19 protein-coding genes and 1 pseudogene are annotated in these 18,427 nt (G+C 44.3%); 7 read left to right on the plus strand and 13 right to left on the minus strand.

Annotation, left to right across the window (positions count from 1 at the left end; genetic code table 11):
* Positions 1 to 14: 14 nt before the first annotated feature.
* The gene (locus ABDK09_04800) at positions 15 to 986 is read right to left on the minus strand and encodes a LysR family transcriptional regulator (protein ID XAW87552.1); all 972 of its coding nucleotides are present in this window, start codon (positions 984 to 986) and stop codon (positions 15 to 17) included.
* Between the two features lie 475 nt (positions 987 to 1,461).
* Here ABDK09_04800 and ABDK09_04805 point away from each other — a divergent pair, with 475 nt between their 5' ends.
* Positions 1,462 to 3,027, plus strand: coding sequence for an alanine/glycine:cation symporter family protein (locus ABDK09_04805; GenBank protein ID XAW87553.1), 1,566 nt, complete (start codon positions 1,462 to 1,464; stop codon positions 3,025 to 3,027).
* Positions 3,028 to 3,905: 878 nt separating this feature from the next.
* Here the strand turns inward: ABDK09_04805 and ABDK09_04810 are convergent.
* The 5 genes from ABDK09_04810 to ABDK09_04830 all read right to left on the minus strand — a co-directional run bounded on the left by ABDK09_04810 (position 3,906) and on the right by ABDK09_04830 (position 7,797).
* Positions 3,906 to 5,060 carry an FAD-binding oxidoreductase gene (locus ABDK09_04810; GenBank protein XAW87554.1) on the minus strand — a complete coding sequence of 385 codons (1,155 nt, stop codon included), beginning with the start codon at positions 5,058 to 5,060 and terminating at the stop codon, positions 3,906 to 3,908.
* Complete coding sequence (locus tag ABDK09_04815) at positions 5,011 to 5,256, minus strand: hypothetical protein (protein ID XAW87555.1); 246 nt, start codon at positions 5,254 to 5,256, stop codon at positions 5,011 to 5,013. The genes ABDK09_04810 and ABDK09_04815 overlap by 50 nt, the downstream gene beginning before the upstream one ends.
* Before the next feature lie 114 nt (positions 5,257 to 5,370).
* Positions 5,371 to 6,873, minus strand: a complete 1,503-nt coding sequence (locus ABDK09_04820) for an aldehyde dehydrogenase (protein ID XAW87556.1) — start codon at positions 6,871 to 6,873, stop codon at positions 5,371 to 5,373.
* A gap of 26 nt (positions 6,874 to 6,899) precedes the next feature.
* Positions 6,900 to 7,502 (minus strand): dihydrodipicolinate synthase family protein, encoded by a 603-nt coding sequence (locus ABDK09_04825; GenBank protein XAW87557.1) that lies wholly within the window; start codon positions 7,500 to 7,502, stop codon positions 6,900 to 6,902.
* Positions 7,423 to 7,797 carry a dihydrodipicolinate synthase family protein gene (locus ABDK09_04830; GenBank protein XAW87558.1) on the minus strand — a complete coding sequence of 125 codons (375 nt, stop codon included), beginning with the start codon at positions 7,795 to 7,797 and terminating at the stop codon, positions 7,423 to 7,425. Before ABDK09_04830 ends, ABDK09_04825 begins: the two co-directional genes overlap by 80 nt.
* A gap of 428 nt (positions 7,798 to 8,225) precedes the next feature.
* On the opposite strand from ABDK09_04830, the gene ABDK09_04835 reads away from it, so the two are divergent.
* The 4 genes and pseudogenes from ABDK09_04835 to ABDK09_04850 all read left to right on the plus strand — a co-directional run bounded on the left by ABDK09_04835 (position 8,226) and on the right by ABDK09_04850 (position 10,629).
* A complete protein-coding gene (locus tag ABDK09_04835) occupies positions 8,226 to 8,690 on the plus strand; it encodes an SMP-30/gluconolactonase/LRE family protein (protein XAW87559.1) in 465 nt (154 codons plus the stop codon).
* A complete protein-coding gene (locus ABDK09_04840; GenBank protein XAW87560.1) occupies positions 8,671 to 9,294 on the plus strand; it encodes an SMP-30/gluconolactonase/LRE family protein in 624 nt (207 codons plus the stop codon). The genes ABDK09_04835 and ABDK09_04840 overlap by 20 nt, the downstream gene beginning before the upstream one ends.
* 506 nt (positions 9,295 to 9,800) lie before the next feature.
* Complete coding sequence (locus tag ABDK09_04845; protein XAW87561.1) at positions 9,801 to 10,052, plus strand: hypothetical protein; 252 nt, start codon at positions 9,801 to 9,803, stop codon at positions 10,050 to 10,052.
* 409 nt (positions 10,053 to 10,461) lie between these two features.
* A pseudogene (locus tag ABDK09_04850) lies at positions 10,462 to 10,629 on the plus strand (transcriptional regulator).
* A 143-nt stretch (positions 10,630 to 10,772) separates the two neighbouring features.
* Here the strand turns inward: ABDK09_04850 and ABDK09_04855 are convergent.
* The 6 genes from ABDK09_04855 to ABDK09_04880 form a co-directional block, all read right to left on the minus strand.
* The gene (locus ABDK09_04855; protein ID XAW87562.1) at positions 10,773 to 12,242 is read right to left on the minus strand and encodes a glycoside hydrolase family 1 protein; all 1,470 of its coding nucleotides are present in this window, start codon (positions 12,240 to 12,242) and stop codon (positions 10,773 to 10,775) included.
* A 25-nt stretch (positions 12,243 to 12,267) separates the two neighbouring features.
* A complete protein-coding gene (locus ABDK09_04860; GenBank protein ID XAW87563.1) occupies positions 12,268 to 14,136 on the minus strand; it encodes a beta-glucoside-specific PTS transporter subunit IIABC in 1,869 nt (622 codons plus the stop codon).
* Positions 14,137 to 14,283: 147 nt separating this feature from the next.
* Entirely contained in the window at positions 14,284 to 14,754 is a 471-nt protein-coding gene (locus tag ABDK09_04865) for a PRD domain-containing protein (protein ID XAW88462.1), read from the minus strand.
* Positions 14,755 to 14,761: 7 nt separating this feature from the next.
* The gene (locus tag ABDK09_04870) at positions 14,762 to 15,124 is read right to left on the minus strand and encodes a CAT RNA binding domain-containing protein (protein ID XAW87564.1); all 363 of its coding nucleotides are present in this window, start codon (positions 15,122 to 15,124) and stop codon (positions 14,762 to 14,764) included.
* Positions 15,125 to 15,420: 296 nt separating this feature from the next.
* Positions 15,421 to 15,825 carry an AEC family transporter gene (locus ABDK09_04875; GenBank protein ID XAW88463.1) on the minus strand — a complete coding sequence of 135 codons (405 nt, stop codon included), beginning with the start codon at positions 15,823 to 15,825 and terminating at the stop codon, positions 15,421 to 15,423.
* Entirely contained in the window at positions 15,791 to 16,369 is a 579-nt protein-coding gene (locus ABDK09_04880) for an AEC family transporter (GenBank protein ID XAW87565.1), read from the minus strand. Before ABDK09_04880 ends, ABDK09_04875 begins: the two co-directional genes overlap by 35 nt.
* 94 nt (positions 16,370 to 16,463) lie before the next feature.
* Between ABDK09_04880 and ABDK09_04885 the strand changes: the two genes are divergently transcribed.
* Both ABDK09_04885 and ABDK09_04890 read left to right on the plus strand, forming a co-directional pair.
* Positions 16,464 to 17,117, plus strand: coding sequence for a LysR family transcriptional regulator (locus ABDK09_04885; GenBank protein ID XAW87566.1), 654 nt, complete (start codon positions 16,464 to 16,466; stop codon positions 17,115 to 17,117).
* Positions 17,074 to 17,349 (plus strand): LysR substrate-binding domain-containing protein, encoded by a 276-nt coding sequence (locus ABDK09_04890; protein XAW88464.1) that lies wholly within the window; start codon positions 17,074 to 17,076, stop codon positions 17,347 to 17,349. Before ABDK09_04885 ends, ABDK09_04890 begins: the two co-directional genes overlap by 44 nt.
* Before the next feature lie 158 nt (positions 17,350 to 17,507).
* Here ABDK09_04890 and ABDK09_04895 read toward each other — a convergent pair whose 3' ends face one another.
* Complete coding sequence (locus ABDK09_04895) at positions 17,508 to 18,359, minus strand: LysR substrate-binding domain-containing protein (GenBank protein ID XAW87567.1); 852 nt, start codon at positions 18,357 to 18,359, stop codon at positions 17,508 to 17,510.
* Positions 18,360 to 18,427 lie beyond the last annotated feature (68 nt).

Genomic DNA, 18,427 nt, shown 5'->3' on the forward strand with positions numbered 1-18,427 from the left:
CCCTGCTCGCGGTATTAACTTGGAATGATCGATGTGTCTTCTGCAGCCAGCTTATCAAGCAGCCAATGTTTAAACTGTTCAAATATAGGATCGGACATCTTGGCGTCGGCACAAAACAGGTAATGGCACTTCTCTTTATACGTTGCCTGATGCTCAGTAATTTTTACCAGCTTGCCTTCATCGATAAGATGGTGCACTAAATGGTGCCAGCCCAAACAGATCCCCTGGTGCTGCGTAGCCAACTGTATCAGCAGGTTGTAGTCATTCGAAGTAAAGGAATAGCCATTACTTAACACCAGATCGTGCTGAACTTCTGCCATCCATACTTCCCAGTCGACATGTTCCGCTAACTGAGCACGTCCATGCGGGCTGAGATTCAGTAACTTGGACTCATCAATACCATCCAGCTGTTCAATTTGCGGATGATGACGCAGATATTCAGGCGAGCAGACCGGATAAATAACATCATAAAACAGCGGCGTTGCGGTATAACCCGTGATCGGTGCTGACGTTTTACTGATATAGATATCGGGATTAGTTCCGGGTTCGAGATTAAGTAAACTGTTGGTGGTAATAATATTAACGTTGATATCAGGATGAAGTTTTAAAAATTGCGGCAGAGAATAAGACAGCCAACATCCAGAAAATGCCGGAGAGCAACAAACGGTGATTTCCTTGCGTTTAGCAGCATGATTATCAATCCGCTGCGCCGCCTGGGCAATATTTACAAAGGACAAATAGGCAGCATCGTAGAAAATATTACCTTCATCGGTCAGCTCCACTGAACGGCCGACCCGATGAAATAACTTCACCCCCAGAGTGGCTTCTAATTCACGGATTTGTCTGCTGATCGCAGCTTGAGTCACACATAATGATTCCGCTGCGGCAGTAAAACTTTGATGTTTGGCTGCAGCGACAAAAGATTTGATCGCTCTTAATGAGGGCATCGCCATCAATAACTTATCCGGATCGGTATGTTTCACCATACGGCTAACCTCTATTTCCATATATGCAACAAGGCAGTTAATATTTTTATTACCATACTTTTAACAAAATATACGCCTTTAAATCCTAATGCAATCTTTGAGTTCTAGCTCCACCTTCTTGCAACTCAAAACTCGAATATCATTTAAATCAAATACTTTTCTCACATCAACTCATCACAGTATCCCTGCCGGAAACGATTACCTAAAGTTATGAATAGCACAGACTAAATGTTGCTAGTCCGTTTTTAAACAATCCATTAACATACGTAACCAGTCGAAAACATTGCACAAGAGCATGCAATCTAGACGCCTTAAAATAATGCTTACCGAGTAATATAAACTCGAAAGTATTTATATATTTCCAATAACGTAGAAACATTAAAAACAACCATCCCTACTTAGCACGAATAATATTTTTACGGAGAACAGAATAGCAAGAACATAAGGGACTAATTTAATATTACAGGAGTAAACAATGAATAATATAGAAACATATATTAACGAAATTAATAGCGCTATATGGGCTATGCCTGTCATTCTGTTGCTATTATTTGTCAGTATTGCCTATATGGTTGCGATGCGCTTTGGTACCCTCACCAAACCTCGCTTACAGTTTCGCCTGCTACGCAAAGGTTCAGGGTCATCGGACGGGATATCCCCGTTTGAAACCTTTTGTTCCGTTGCGGCATATCGTATCGCAGTTGGTAACATCGGCGGGGTTTGTGTTGCGGTGATGTATGGCGGGCCAGGTGCCGTGTTATGGATGCTGCTTACCTCGCTGATAACTTCTGCGCTTGCCTTTGCCGAAAACAGCCTCGGCCAGGTTTATAAAGTTCGTCAGGACGGCCAATATCGTGGCGGCCCTTATAACTATATTGAGAGCGGTTTAGGCTGGAAACCAGTCTCAATACTGTTCGCACTACTGGCGTTAATCGGCGTGCCCCTGTTTGTCAGTGGTGCTGGTGCGAATAATATCGGCATGGCATTCCAAAGTAGCCTCGATATCAGCCCTGTTGTTTCGGGTATCATTGTTTCCACCCTTCTGTTTGCGGTCATTTCCGGTGGTATCCGCCGCATTGCAAAATTCTCGACTCTGATTGTCCCTGTGATGGCAGGCTTCTATTTGGTCGTGACCGTTGTGGTGCTTACTGCCAATATTCAGGCTATCCCTGACGTGGTCAACCTGATCCTAACCAGTGCGATAGGACAAGATGCCGCCTTTGGTGGCCTGTTCGGCAGTGCCCTGGTCTACGGGGTAAAACGTGCGGTCAACTCCAGTGGTGCGGGCATGGGTGAAACGCCGGCAACGGCTGCGGCGGCGGAGTGTAAGCACCCTGCCGAACAAGGCATGATCAACGCATTTACCGTCTATATTGATGTCGCGGTTTGTCTGTGTACTGCGTTCCTGATATTGATCACCGATTGTTTTAACGTCGTCGCGGCTGACGGTTCTTATCTCTATGTCGGTCAGGGCTCACAAATCATGGCCGAGCAAGCTGCGGCGAACAGTGTTGGCGTGGTGTGGGTTCAGGAAGCCGTCAACTCGGTGATCCCTGGTTTCGGCAGTATCATCGTTGCCCTGTCATTACTGTTCTTCGTGTTTTCAACTACCATTGCCTATTACTACGAAGGTGAATCCGGTCTTGCCTATCTGGCACGCAACTGCAGTGACTCGCTGCGCAGCAAGCTGATTTGGAGCCTGCGAGTCCTAATGTGCGTGATGTTTTTCGCTTGGTTCAACGTCACATCCGCTCTCGCCTGGGCAGTGAGTGAAATTGGCTTGGGCGCCATGATTTGGGTAAATGGCTTTGTGCTTATCTTCTTGTTCCCGCAAGTAATCAAGGTCTACAACGACTACATCGCTCAATTGAAGGCAGGCAAAGATCCGGTGTTCAACCCAGAGAAACTGGGTATCAAAAACGCCGGCTTATGGCTGGAAATCAACAAAGACCATATCGTTGCTGACAACAAGGCGCATCCCAAAAAGCAGAGTACGCTGCGAAGAGCGTCAGATTCGCTGCTCCACAATACCGGAAAATAAAACGACCGGAAAATAAAACGGATAAGCTAAAGCCCAACGGGCGACCATAACCCCATGTTGAAAAGGCTTTAGCCTGTTACTTGCTGCTGATTAATTCTGACCCGCCTGTATCTCCCCCTCAGGCGGGTTTTCTTTTGCCGCTTACCCGCTCCGGAATATCGCTCCGGCACTATGCTGCGCACATCAGCACGGCTAATCTCTGGTTTCGCATACCCCAAATCAGCCGACAGCGGTTATCGCCGTCCTCATTAACGCGCAGTATTTCCTGCCCCACACTACGTGTAATGCTGCGCGCAATTGCTTGCCCGTTTCTGCAGCGTACAGCGCGCCGCAAACATCAGCCGTTGATACCACAAACAGTTTTGCCCTGGTCGGTCAGCATTGGGGCAGCATTGATGCTCCCGACCGGTCACTTACTGGTGTCTGGTGTCTGGTGTCCTGCGTCTAACAGCGCATGCTGCCCTTAAGACATTTTTACTTTGGTCGCAATACGATTTATTGCAGCAAAAGCGGAGTAACGTTTCCTGCCGTAATAACATGATGATGTGAAGGATGAACTCTGTAAGGCTGGGATGTTTCTATGTTTCTATGTTTCTATGTTTCTATGTTTCTATGTTGCTATACCCAAACAACTTGGAGTTGCAGGTAGGCGGCAAATGAGTGAATCCCCATGAGCATAGAGACACTATGTGATTGGGGTGAACGAATGCAGCCAACACCGCTGCAGCTTCAAGTAGGAAGGGTATATATTGCTTGCTAACAGAGTGAAGTGCGACGGAACGTCATGACCGGAGTTGATAGCAAGACATAAAAAAACAGGGCTTTCGCCCTGTCAAAAATGCCCGTGAGAACACTAAAGAAGATACTACCCAAATTAACTACAGCTCTATACCTGCCTGCCACTCTTTCCAGCGCATCGTTGTATTCGCGCCAAGGGAGAGAAAAGGTTCCGGCGGCAACTGCTTCGGAGCTTGTTGCAGCCTATATTCATCCAGGGTTGGGGAATGTTTTAGCACGGCTAGTTCCGCAGCCATCATCCCGGACAAGGTGCCCTGCACGGTTCCTAACCCGTTTTGGCAGGCCGCGGCATACACTCTGTTTTCCACTTCACCAAAGGCAGGGACGGAGTTGATAGACAAACACAAGCGGCCGCCCCAACGGTATTCCATATCCACGCCTTTCAGCATCGGGAAACGATTTTCAAATGAGCGATCCTGCAGCAACTTGGCCCGTTTCATGTTGCTGTCGGATGCCACTATCGACTGATTCAAGGTCGCTTGGTTACGAATGATGATGCGATCGCCTGATCCTTGGTAATCTGAAATGCGGCGTACCGTGGTTCCTAATGGATCGGCGGGCAGAATTCCCCAGTCCGACACACCGCCGAGGCGAAAGACTTCACGCGACGTCAGCTTGCGGGTCATCGAAGCATAGGTAAACACATGCAGTAGCTGACGCGGGAAAAAGCCGAATGACTGAATATGGCCGTTAACCGCCAGTATCACTCGTTTAGCAGACACTATGCCTTTCGGTGTCTTGAGGCGATGCACATCGCCGAGATCCATCTCGATCACCGGACTGTTTTCATAGATATCGACCTTACCCTGCAAAGCGGCCGCACTGTTACGAATAAACGCCGCCGGTTGAATCATCACCGCACCCGGTGTAAATAAACCCTGGCGGTAGAAATCAGTCCCGGTCCATTCTTTCAGATAAGAATCACTCAACAGGTTGTAGTTTTCCCCCAGCGCAGCAAGATGTTTAGCGTAGGAATGAATATGTTTGCGCGCTTTTTCGGTGCATGCCGCCGTGACCTTACCACACGGATCAAACACCTTCTTGCCAAACTCATACTCTTGCGCCAAATCGCGTGCGAAATTAATCGCGATACGATTGAGCTTGATTTTGCGTCGATCGTCTTCCATTCCGCCGGAATAGGTTTCAGACGTTAACTCATGCGGCAGATCGATCATAAACCCGCTGTTACGTCCGGCCGGACCGTGCGCGAGCTGCCGTGCTTCGAGAAACCGCAATACGCTCCCCTGCACCCACTAACTGCGTCAGTCGCCGCGCCGCTGCCAGGCCGGCAAATCCACCACCTACAATAACCCAGTCATAGCTGGTATTGCAGTCCACCTGCGGATAAGAGACTTGTTTACCCAGAATCGCATTCCAGGCCGCTTCACCTCTGTCCGTTGGTAACTTGCTTACATTAATCATGTTTCGCATACGTTTTTCCTTGCTCGCATGCCTACTCATCCGGCGTTGGTTGCGGTGAGCGTTAAACCGCTTCACCGCGACACCGTAATCACCGGACTTCAGTCGTTAAACAGCCTCAGACGGTTATAAGTCGTGTGTCATGTCGACCCAAATCGTTTTGAGCTCGGTATATTGGTCATGGGCATGAACCGAATTATCACGCCCGCCGAATCCGGATTGCTTATACCCGCCGAATGGTGTGGTGATATCTCCTTCACCAAAGCAGTTAACCGTGACCGTACCGGCTTTGATGGCACGGGCTGCGCGCAATGCTGCGCCGTTACTGGTCGTAAACAGTGAAGCCGCTAAGCCATAACTGGTCTCATTGGCAACCCGCAACGCTTCTTCAACCGAATCGACAGTAATCACAGACAGTACAGGGCCGAAGATCTCTTCTTGCGCAATTTGATCCTGATTATCCACACCATCAAAAATGGTCGGTTCAATGTAGACGCCGTCGCGGCTCTCACCACCGGCTAAGAGGGTATAACCCTTTTCTTTACCTAGCTGGATGTAACTCATGACCTTGTCATAGTGACGGCGGTCAATCATGGCACCCAACTGGTTGTCCGGATTAAGCGGGCACCCCATCTGCCACTCTTTAAGCGCTGTTAAGATATGCGCCATCAGTTGCGGCTTGATGCCTGACTGCACGATAAGACGTGACGCAGCAGAGCAGTTCTCACCCATATTCCAAAAGGCTGCAGAACAGATATGCTGGGCAATTTTATCTAAATGCTCAGCATCGTTGAGCACAACGCAAGGGTTTTTACCGCCAAGCTCAAGCACCACTTTTTTCAGGTTAGATTCGGCAGAATAGTTAAGGAACCGACGCCCGGTGACCGTTGAACCGGTAAAGGTCACCATATCGACATCGGCATGGCGGCCAAGCGGCTCACCCACTTCTGCACCACTGCCCGTGACCACACTGAACACGCCATCCGGGATACCCGCGGCAGAGGCCAGTTCAGCCAGGCGCAAAGCCGTTAATGACGTCTGTTCCGCTGGTTTCACCACCACGGAACAGCCCGCCGCTAATGCCGGTGCGATTTTCCAGCCCAGCATCAGCATCGGGAAATTCCACGGCAATACAGCGCCTACCACACCAACCGGCTCTCTGACGATCATCGCCATCGCCTCATTACCAACCGGGGCGGTTTGATCGTAAATCTTATCGATCGCTTCAGCGTGCCAGTTCACGGTATGCACAAACTCAGGTACATCAATCGTGACACAGTCACTGATTGGCTTACCTGAATCGAGACATTCCATCACCGCCAGTTCGTTTGCGTGTTGCGACACCAGCTGTCCGAACGCCTGCAAAATACGTTTGCGCTCATTCGGATGCAGTTGGCTCCAGCCGCCGTTTTCAAACGCCTGCTTTGCTGCTGCAACCGCCTTATCGACATCCTGCGCATCACAGGCAGAAACCAGCGCTAGTTGCTCTCCGGTCGCCGGGTTCGTCGTCGGGTAGGTTCTGCCGGATATGGCGTCACAGTACTGACCATTGATGAAGCTTTGAGTCGGAACCTTAAGCTGCTCAGCAATAGCCATGTAGTCTTGATGTGTAAGTAGCTCTGACATCATTCATCCTCCGTGATGTGTGTATCGGATTACAGTGCGGCAATAACACTCTTGAGTGTGCTGACCACATCCGTCATCTGGCTTTTTTCCTGATCCGTCAGACCATACAATGGCTTGCGAACTTCACCGGCAAAACGACCATCGATTTCAACGCCGTGTTTAACACTCTGAATGAACTTTCCGCCCTGTTCGAGCACACTCATCAGCGGCATCATTGCTGCCATAACCGCACGGCCTTTGACAAAGTCGTTGTCGATCACACAAGCCTGATGCAGCGCTAAATGCTCTTGTGGTAAGAAGTTGGAACCGGCACATACCCAGCTCTGGCATCCCCAGGCGAAGAACTCTAATGCCTGATCATCCATGCCGCACGACACCTGCAATTGCGGATAGTCGTTGACCAGCATATGTAAACGGTTAATGTCGCCGGAGCTCTCTTTGATAGAAATAAAATTCGCAGACTCGGACAAGACGATGTCAAAAAACTCTTTTTCCATGTTCACGCCCATACGATCAGGATAGTTGTACAACATGACAGGCAGGTTAGCCGCTTTATCGACCGCAAGAGCGTGTGCCGCCAGTTTCCTGCTGGGTTGGCAGCGAATAAGGTGGAGTGGCAACCAAAATCGCATCAGCTTTATATTGCGCCGCGGCTTGTGCCAGCTTAATCGAATCTTCCGGGTTGACCGAACCAGTCCCGAACACAACATGCACCTGGTCAGCAACCTGTTCCTTCGCCAGTTGCAGGAGCTGAATGCGCTCTTCCAGTGTCTCGACATAGTACTCACCCGTCGTGCCACCGATCACAATACCCTGCACACCTGATTTTACCAGGTAAGATACGTGTTCAATGTAGGCCTCAACGTTGATGCTGCCGTCTTGGTTGAATGGGGTAATAACCGGGGTATATATTCCGTTAAATTTCATGAATCCGCCTTGATTAAAGAGTTAAACATGAGTTCGGACATAGCTCGCCCGCCTCAGAACGTTAACAAACATTAACCAAACGGTAACAATCAAACAAACGACGTTTTCGGCAGAAAATTAATAACCTCAGGTTATGGGCTGGGGCTGACGCGTTGATGCCCTTAGCGGCTCTTAAACAATCGTATGAGGGATAAAAATGGCACATCTCAGCGAGTTTTATCACAACCAAAGGAATATACGACCATCCACTTAGAACCTATCCTTAAAGTGATTTGTATTTACCTATTTGTAATTTCAAACAAAAATTCGCTCTTTTCATCCGAGATATTTAATCGATATTCATAACACTTGTTATTCAGTTAGATTCTAGAATTCTAAAGCACATAAATAAAACATTAATAAGCACTTACCAATAGCAAGGAAATAAAATGAAAGGAAAATATCTGCTAGGATTGTTAATTTCATCTGTCACTATGAGCAACGCGATATCCGCTGAAGAGTTTTCTAATATGCCGATTGATGTTCAGGCACGCGCATCGAATTGGAAACCTTCATTACGATATCCCGACCCTGCGATTGAAGTTCTGGATGAATCATTCCTAAAGTACAGACTTTTCAATGCGAGTCTGGAACAAATCGCGACGGGTTTCCGATGGGCTGAAGGTCCCGCGTACAACAAAAAGGGCAATTACCTGGTGTTTAGTGATCTTCCCAATAACAGGCTGGTAAAATGGGACGAGAAAACCGGTGAGGTAACCGCTTTAAAAGCTCAATCAAATAATTCCAATGGTAATGTGTTCGATTTACAAGGAAGATTGATCACCGCCGAACACTTGGGCCGGAGAGTCATTCGTACAGAAGAAGACGGTTTCTGTGACTGTTTTAGCGGATAACTATCAAGGCAAGAAACTCAACTCACCAAATGACTTAGCGATTGAAACTGATGGTTCAATCTGGTTTACCGATCCGCCATTTGGTATTGGTGGTTACTATGAGGGAGAAAAGGCCACGCCGGATTTGGACTTCCAGGGCGTTTACCGAATTGATGCAAAATCAGGGGAACTCAAACTGGTTTTAAAAGACCTCAAAAGCCCAAATGGCTTAGCGTTTTCATCTGATGGAAAACATCTGTTTATTGTTGAAGGTCGCGCAAAGCCAAATCGATTGATTTGGAAATATGACGTCAGTAAAGATGGGTCACTCACTAATAAAACCAAGTATTTCGAAGCTCTGAATAATGGCGCACTTGACGGTATAAAAGTTGACGAAGACGGTAATATTTGGGCTGGTTGGGGAAGTACCGGAGCACCGGATGTAGACCCTGCCCCGCTGGATGGAATTATCGTCATTAATCCAGGCGGTAAAATTATCGGACATATTCACGCTCCTGAACGATGTGCAAATCTTGCTTTTGGCGGAAAACACAACAACAGAATATTTATGACATGCAGTCACTCTATTTATTCTCTGTATGTTAATACACGTGGTGCCTACTAAATTCTAGCGTAAAGATTAAGTAGAACGGCATAAATAAAATGATATTTACGCCTTTACATTAGTTACCGTTCACAACACCTAAAAGAGCCGCAAACGCGGCTCTTATTTGCTAATACGCCAACCTCAGATAAATGACTCTTTGCCGTGCTCATTGTCTTCTGCTCTTGTACGTAAATAAATGCAGTACACTTGCTGAGTTTCTCCAGTTCTAATGCACATACCATAGGCACTCGGTAGAGGAGCTGGCAAAACCACCGTATATGGCAGTTCTCATTGCTGTCTCTCAAACCTCATGTCTCTACCATCTTGTTGATAAACAGTTGAATCCAACAACTGTTATGTGTTTACAGTGCCCTTCTGTATCTATACCAAGGCGGAAAAACCTCTTAGCATGGTGGAAAAATAGCAAAATAGAACAAGATTACACCTTGATGGGTATGAGGCGAGATAATCATGAGCCTCTGATTTTTACCGTAAATAGATATTGAATTTGATGGAGATAGATAATGAGCAACGGTTGGTTTAACTTCTTTCCATACTTTGCAGGCGCACTTAAGATTATTGTCACAGCGATTGGCGCCTACTTTGCGATTAAATGGCATTTCGATGAAGATCGCCGAGTAAAGGAAGCAGAAGGCGTGGTATTTGAACCACAGAGCTTCAAGAAAAAGCTGGCAAAGATGCTCGCTATTCCCGTCATTCTGACCGTTCTGATCATTATCACTGTATATGCAACTAACTGGGTACTTGACGCTTAACTGACTGGTTGTGTTGAGACAATCGTTCAGATCCATGGTCATACTCAGGAACAACCTAATCACAGAAGTTCGGCTTGTTCGGGTTCAAATTGTTTCTGAGTATGGTCCGGGTAATACCCAATACCTAGACAGTTTTTAAACTCCGTCGCATTCATGACCTTGCAAATGCACGACACGCTTCGGGGGTTGCACCATCAAACAACGCAATCAAATTGATCAATGGCGTTTCTTTATTTTTGATATGAATATTACCCTAAGATGGCCAATCCATGATGATGAGTTTTGGCATTCCAGAGTACTGGAAATACTGTTCATACGTCATAAAAGGCATATTAATGACCACTTTATATGCAAGCAGGATGTTATCCTTTAAAGTCATTGATTGTTTGATAGGACGATAGAGTTGCAGCTCGCATTTGATAAGGATTACTTCAACAAACTGGGCGTCTTAAACGTTATGGCGGTAGAAAACGATGGAACTACATACATCGTGGATAAAAAAGTACGCCAAGCGGTAAGCGGAACCTACCTGGTTGATATGGACGGCCTACTCTCTCTGAATGAGATTCAGCGCCTGTGAAGTGGCAAGGTTAGATGTCGGGCTATTTCTATAATGTGAAAGAACCTACCGCCTTCTATAAAAGAGTAGCTTAATAAGTTCAAAAGCAAAGCTGCAAACGTACCAAGAGCAAATACGTTGCAGCTTTGTTTTAGGGGGGATTAACTTAAATCGCTACCGTTAGATGCGATAACTTTTTTGTACCAGAAGAAGCTTTTCTTGCGTTTTCTGTCACGAGTACCGTTACCATTATCATCCTGATCGATATAGATAAAGCCATAACGTTTTGACACTTGGTTTGTACTCGCGCTAACGATGTCCAACGGTCCCCACCATGTATAACCAAACAGGTTAACACCATCGTTAATCGCTTCGCGCATTTGCTCAATGTGCTGACGAAGATAATCAATACGATAGTCGTCCTGAATTGAGCCGTCTTCTGACACTTTATCTGACGTACCTAAGCCATTTTCTGCGATAAAAATAGGCTTTTGGTAACGGTCATGGAGTTGATTTAGAGCCAAACGTAAGCCTTTCGGATCGATTTGCCATCCCCATTCACTACTTGGTAAATAAGGGTTTTTAATACCACCCGTGATGAGGTTACCTTGAGCACCTTCTAGCTGCTCTGGATTAGCACTGACCGTACTCGACATGTAATAGCTAAATGAAATGAAATCGACAGTATATGCAGCAAGAATTTCATCGTCACCAACATGTTTTTTAAGTGTCACGCCTTTGTCTTTCAGCATGCGTTCTGCGTATGGAGGGTATGCACCACGGGCTAATACATCAGAGAAGAACAACGATACTCGTTGTTGCTCTTCACAAGCCTGCACGTCTTCCGGGCGACAAGTGTTTGGATACAACATTTGATAACTAATCATGCAGCCAATCTGAACCCCAGAAATAGTTTCTCGACACGCTTTAGCCGCTAATGCACTTGCTACAAACTGATGGTGGGCACCTTGGTATTTCGCTTGTTCAATATTTGGATGACCTTCTTCAATTATTCCCACGCTCACATAAGGGTGATGTTTGACACAGTTTATCTCATTAAACATCATCCAGTGCTTAACTTTATCTTTGTATCGCTCGAATACTGTGGTTGCAAACTTTAGATAAAGATCAATTACTTCGCGATTAGTCCAGCCTTCGTGGTTTACGGCCAAATTTAGCGGCATTTCATAATGAGAAAGTGAAACGATAGGAATGATATTGTGTTTTTCTAAACATTCAAAAACACGGTCATAAAACTCCAACCCAGCTTGGTTTGGCTCTGCTTCATCTCCATTCGGAAAAATACGAGTCCAAGCAAGAGACATACGGAAGCACTTAAAACCCATTTCGGCAAAGAGAGCAATGTCTTCTTCATAACGGTTATAAAAGTCAACACCATGACGCTTTGGATAGTACTTTGTTGAATTAGGGTCCATCGCCTCTTTTACTTGATCATGGGTCATCATAAACCATTGGTTAGACCAAGTTTCTTTTGGTGCTTTGTCGTCAAAAATGTAGACGTCAGAAACAGATAAACCTTTACCGTCCTGATCTGATCCGCCTTCAATCTGGTTTGCAGCGGTCGCTCCGCCCCATAGAAAATTATCTGGGAAACCTTTTAATGTGTTCATTGCTATTCCTTAATCTGTTGGTGCCTTAAGCAAAACTTGGTTGAGCGGCCAGTTTAATGACGTGTTCATCTTCTCGGATGCTCTCGTTAAGAGTGAACTCTTGATAGTCGGACGTATTGGTTACGACCATGATGACGCTGGTATCAACCCCTTCTCGTTCAAGTGACTCCAGTTCAAATTCGACTAGTGGCTGACCGACGGTAATAGTGTCTCCATCCTCAATATTGGAAGAAAAGTACCTTCCGTTGAGTTTCACCGTATCAATGCCAATATGGATTAGAATTTCTGCCCCATTGTCACTAGTAATTGCAATTGCATGTTTCGTTGGGAATATCGAAGTCACCACACCATTAACAGGAGAAGTTACAAGTCCTTCATATGGTTTAATGGCCAGTCCTTTACCAAAAGTTTCCGTCGCAAAGACCGGGTCGCTAACATTCTCTAACTTGACAAACTCACCTTTAACTGGAGGGAAGATAGTTTCTTGAGCAAGAGCTTTTACTGCTTCTTTTGCTTGCGTTACAACAGAAGCCGGAGTTTTGTTCACCGATGCTTCTTTCTCCGTGGAACTAGGTTTATCCTCAAAACCAACCACATAAGTAATCGCAGCTGCAGCGACAAAACTAATCAACATACTACCGATGGCATAGAAGAATGTAGGACCAGCTAATGCCGGTAGCCCTGGTAAACCACTCATTGTGAAGGCGTATGCTTTTACACCAGCTGTGACTGCGAAAGACCCACCTAGAGCTCCACCAATTAGTGCAGCAAAGAACGGTCTTTTCAAACGGATATTGACACCATACATTGCAGGTTCAGTAATACCCATTGCTGCTGTAAGACTCACTGAAAGAGCAAGCGATTTCATTTTTTTATCTTTTGTTTTTAAAAAGACGCCGAATGCAGCACCCGCTTGACCAAGGTTAGCGACAAAGAATAATGGCTTAATTGGATCAAATCCCATTGTACTGACGTTATTTACCATTACAGGCACAAGGGTGTAATGCATGCCGGTAATGATTAGTACTGACATCGTACCGCCCAAGATCAACCCAGCAAGCCATCCCATGTTTTCCAATAACCACAATACCCCTCCAGTAAGGTTCCCACCTAAAAACAAACCAATTGGCCCTAATACGCTTAATGTAATTGGCGTAACAATAATAAGTGTCAATAACGGGACAAACATGGTTTTCAACGAACCTGGCATAAACTTGTCTATGAACTTTTCAACATAAGACATGAGCCAAATCGCTAAAATAATTGGGATAACCGAAGATGCGTAAGATGCTGGCGTGATAGGCAGACCAAAGAAGCTAATGTCTATACCGCTTTGTTTACTTGCCGCAAAGAGTCCAGATAGGCTTGGATGAAATAAAGCGGCAGCAACTGCCATTGCTACATAAGAATTACATTTAAAACGTACTGAGCAACTGTGAGCCAACACAATTGGTAGCAGATAAAAAACACCATCACTGATAGCATTCAGTATCTGGTAGTTTTGACTGTCTTTTGGAAGAATATCGAATGTTAGCAATAACGCCAGTATACCTTTAAGGATACCAGCACCGGCAATCGCAGGGATAATCGGCGAGAAAATACCACTGATTGTTTCCATCAGGAAAGCTAGTTTCCCAGATTTCTCCGCAGTTTCGTTTTCAGCAGAGCCTTCTTGTGATGATTTACGTAAGCGTGGAATTGTTGTGTATATTTCATCACAAACTTTGCTGACTCTATCACCAAGAATAACTTGAAATTGATCGCCTGAAAGATTGGTACCAAATACACCATCGAGATCAGCGATAGCGTCTTTATTTGCCTTCGACAAGTCCTTTAAATTGAATCTTAATCGAGTAATGCAGTGAAAAAGAAACGGTGATGTTATCGTCACCACCCACTAACCGTATAATTTGATTAGCTAACTCTTTATTTGACATGGTATGTCTCCAGAAAGAAATGAAAATTGGCTGCTAGAGCAGCAAATAATCCCTCTGGTGTTTGCCTGATTTAACAGTAACAAGCCTCGTGGACATAAATGTAACTATCTAACGTCGTTAAGGACTCTATCAATATGAATCACTAAATACAGTTTTTCAGAGTCACTCATAGGATGATCATAGGTTTTCCTGACAAATTCGGAAATCGTATCAACACACTGATGAGTTTTAGTTAACTCTTTTATCAACAGGTCCGACAGTAAAGAATCGTGATTGGTAATAACCTCCTTTTTACCAATGCGCTGGGCAAAAAATTTAAGATGTGTAACGAATCGATGATAATTCGGTGAATTTTCATCAAGTTCTACATTAAAAACATACTTAACAATATTGAGTATTTGATAAACAATTTTTGTTAGAGACTTAAAATCGTTTAGATTACTGTTATCCGCATTAATAATATGCAAGGCAATACTACAGGCCTCAGATCTTTCTAACAGAACACCCCAATTTAAAAGTATCTTTTGAATAATGCCTTCGGCAAATTTAAATTCTTGATCGTAAAAACTGCGGATTTCCCATTCAAAAGGGTTTCGGTATGCTTAGACCGTCTTTAGAGCGTTTAATGGCAAAATCCAAGTGATCGGACAACGACACGAACAAGCCGTTACCAAACTTTTTATTCAATGATTTTTCTGCTTCATTACAGATAAATTCTGTAATTTCAACAACCTCAAGAGGCAAACTCTCCATCAATACTTTGAGCCGTTCGGATGTGGCATCGCCTTGATTTAATCTGAATACCTTCTCAGCAATACTAGGATCAATTTCCCCTCCAGGTAGAGCCTTAAAGCCAAGCCCTTTCCCCGTCAGTATCAACTCCTGTCCTTTCTCATCGGCGGCGCTGACCACGTTATTGTTTAGCACTTGTATTATTGTAAACATGCCTTTGTGCTCTCGTTATTGAAACTAAAAAAACAAAAAAGGCGAACCTGATATACAAAACACAAAGCTATACCTAGCTTATCTTGTGTGATGCATACAGTTTCGCCCTATTGGTAACAATCTGTATTACGTTTTAGATGATACATGGAATAATAAGGCAACGTCTATTCATTCCAATGATATCTGTGATTTGTATCCGATTTTTCTACCGGCTACATGTTTCTTTATTGCTAGTTCTGTACAAATGTTGTTTGCAGCGCTTTTTCTGACCGATCTTAAGCGAACATACTAGTCCCCTATTGCAGTTGAAAGGTATACACTAACAAAGCAAGTGTTATAGGAGAAAATAGAGTGGAAAGCAAAATCACATCAGACGTTAAAGAACATTCACGTCCATAGTATTCTGCTACCATAAACGGCCCTGTCCCTGTTGGAAGCGCTGATAGCAACAAGACACAAAGTAACGCAGGCTCAGATAATGGAAATAGAGAGCTGACCAAAATGAAAACTAAGGTTGGGTGAACAATCAACTTTGTGAATACAAACAGCATCGTTCTCTTTGTCAAAAATGAACTGGCACTACTAACCTCTCTGCCTCCAAGAAACAACCCAATCGTGACTAATGCACAAGGTGCTGCTGAGCCGCCAAGGAGATCTAACGATGAACTAATAAAATGAGGTATATGTAAGCCCAGAAACAGGAATAAAGGAAGCGACTACAGGAGCAACAATAATAGGATTACTAGATACTTTTTTAAGAACTGTCATTGCAATATCTTTCTGTTGTCGACCACGATTACTACCGCACTCGACCAGGATAATACTGATGGCAAAAAGTACACATACCGTAATGATTGTCGCACTTAGTGCATAAGTTTGAGACTCGTCCCCCACAATAGCAAGTAATAATGGAAACCCCATAAATCCAGTATTTGCATAACTACTATTAAGAGCATCGATTGAAGCATCCGCTAGCGCTCTTCCTCTTTTCATCTGAAATAGCAGAGTTAACGTAAACAGTACAAAAGTCGCCAATAGAAAAGCAGCGATAAATTCGGGGCGCCATAGTTGGTGCCATTCAGAAGTGGCAACAATATCGAATAACAGAGCTGGCAGAGCAAGAAAAACCACATACTTGTTTAACTCAGTTGTCGCTTGATCGCCCACCCAACCCTTGTATCTAAGTAGCCAACCACAGAAGATTAGAGCAAAAATAGGAAAAATAATAAGAAATGTAGATACCACAGAAGAACCATTAATCTGAAGAAAGATTAGACTCTATCCAAACAACACTATTTAATCTAATATCATTTATAACACTACTTGATACCTTTTTTGTATGAATGTTGATATTAAACAACTTAAATATTTTATCGCTGTTGCTGAGATTGGGAACATAGGTCGGGCTGCAAAAATGCTTCATTTAACCCAACCTCCCCTGAGCAGACAAATTAGCCTTCTTGAGAATGAGTTAGAAGCCACCCTTTTTGTTAGGCATCCAAAAGGAGTCACGTTAACTCCTGCCGGAGAACGCTTCTACATGGACTCAAAACGAATTCTGGCCGCTATGTCTGATGCCTATCAAAACGTGCAAGACATAGTCAAAGGCAAAGCTGGACAACTATCGATTGGTTTCATGATGCACGCGGCATACAACATCATTCCACAGCTTACAAAAAAGTATTTAGCTCTCTACCCAGATGTGTCTTTACATCTAGAAGAAGTGATACCAACAGAACTCGTCAAGCTTATTCAGTCAGGAAAATTTGACGCTGCCGTAATGCTAAAAACACCATATGATGTAGGCCTCAACTCGTTAAAACTTAAAGAAGAGAAGCTATGCCTTGCGTTACCTACATCTCATGCACTGGCAAAAATGGATACGGTATCAGGTTCGGTTTCTAGCCAACGAATCATTTATTGCAACTCCGTGGAGTGTCGCACCAGAGCTGCGGAATGCCATAAAAGTTTATGCAAATCAGTTCGGTTTTGAGCCAAAAGTAATTTTAGAAACACAACTTCAGCAAACAATCATCAATATGGTTGCTGAAGAGTTGGGAGTAGCATTAGTACCAGAACCTTTAAAGAAAGTTCAAACCCCTAATGTCACTTTTCGAGATATTGCTAATGCACCGACTGTTGAATATGTCATTGTCTGGAGAAAAGATAGTCTTAACCCCGCGTTAGAAAAGTTGATTGATTGTTTAAAAAATCTACAAATATAATTCAAAAATAGATTCCAGTATAAGCGCTCACAAGAAAACAGCTACTATCAGTAAAATGTAAAATTTAAGTAAATTGGCATCCCTGAACAGCTCGATATTAGAGCATATCGCTCTCTGCTATTGACAGTGAACGACGCACATAAAAAACAAGTAATCACTTAGTGGTTTTTTATGTATTCAAGCAACGAATGTAAAGACGTACTCATTGCATTCCTTTTGTATATCATAGATATATCAATAACAATGTCCCCGATTTCTTTTAATGGGATATAAACGATTCCCGCATGATTAAGCGTAGTTCGCATCACTTCAGGAACAACGGAAATACCTAACCCGCTAGAAACGATAGCCAACACAGACATTAAATTGGATGTTCTCTGGACAATATTCGGCTCAAAATTGTGAAGAGCCCTGAGTGCTTTGCCATCATCCCTATCTGAATTTGAGTACACAACAAAGCTTTCATGAACAAGATCAGACATCAGTACTTCGGTTCTTGTTGCTAATCGGTGCGTAGAAGGAACAACAATACATGGCGGCCAACTCACCAGCTTTTCAGCACACAGTTCTTCAGAAACCTCCAACCCAAACGTGGTGCAAAATCCAAGATCAAGCTTCTCGTTCTTCAGGGATTCCAATTGCGAGATAGGGTTCACTTCGGTTAAGTGGATATCAATATCCGGCATGTGCTTCCTGAAAGGTTGAATGTATTGACCGAGTAATCCCGAATAAGCAACGCTCCCCGAATAACCAATATTCAATCGTCCCATCGTTCCATTCAATACAGAACGGGCGACCAACTCAGCCTTTTCGAGTTGCCTGACTGCAAGGTAGGATTCATGTAAGAAATGAGTTCCCGCCGAAGTCAATCGCACGTCACGACTAGTCCTCTCAAACAAACGTCCTCCGAGCTTTTCTTCCAACGTTTTTATCTGAATGCTAAGTGCTGGCTGGGCGATGTGTAAACGTTCTGCTGCTTTTCCAAAGTGCAGTTTCTTCGGCGACAGCAATAAAGTAACGTAGTTGCTTAATCTCTAACATTGATTCAATTTTTATTATCAATAATGTCGTTATTATA

Source organism: Vibrio sp. CDRSL-10 TSBA (genome assembly GCA_039696685.1).
Taxonomy (GTDB): domain Bacteria; phylum Pseudomonadota; class Gammaproteobacteria; order Enterobacterales; family Vibrionaceae; genus Vibrio.

Coding starts and splice junctions, on each gene's coding strand:
- ABDK09_04800 (XAW87552.1), bottom strand. CDS start 986: ATGGTGAAACATACCGATCCGGATAAGTTATTGATGGCGATGCCCTCA.
- ABDK09_04805 (XAW87553.1), top strand. CDS start 1,462: ATGAATAATATAGAAACATATATTAACGAAATTAATAGCGCTATATGG.
- ABDK09_04815 (XAW87555.1), bottom strand. CDS start 5,256: ATGCGAAACATGATTAATGTAAGCAAGTTACCAACGGACAGAGGTGAA.
- ABDK09_04820 (XAW87556.1), bottom strand. CDS start 6,873: ATGATGTCAGAGCTACTTACACATCAAGACTACATGGCTATTGCTGAG.
- ABDK09_04825 (XAW87557.1), bottom strand. CDS start 7,502: ATGCGATTTTGGTTGCCACTCCACCTTATTCGCTGCCAACCCAGCAGG.
- ABDK09_04830 (XAW87558.1), bottom strand. CDS start 7,797: ATGAAATTTAACGGAATATATACCCCGGTTATTACCCCATTCAACCAA.
- ABDK09_04835 (XAW87559.1), top strand. CDS start 8,226: ATGAAAGGAAAATATCTGCTAGGATTGTTAATTTCATCTGTCACTATG.
- ABDK09_04845 (XAW87561.1), top strand. CDS start 9,801: ATGAGCAACGGTTGGTTTAACTTCTTTCCATACTTTGCAGGCGCACTT.
- ABDK09_04855 (XAW87562.1), bottom strand. CDS start 12,242: ATGAACACATTAAAAGGTTTCCCAGATAATTTTCTATGGGGCGGAGCG.
- ABDK09_04870 (XAW87564.1), bottom strand. CDS start 15,124: ATGTTTACAATAATACAAGTGCTAAACAATAACGTGGTCAGCGCCGCC.
- ABDK09_04885 (XAW87566.1), top strand. CDS start 16,464: ATGAATGTTGATATTAAACAACTTAAATATTTTATCGCTGTTGCTGAG.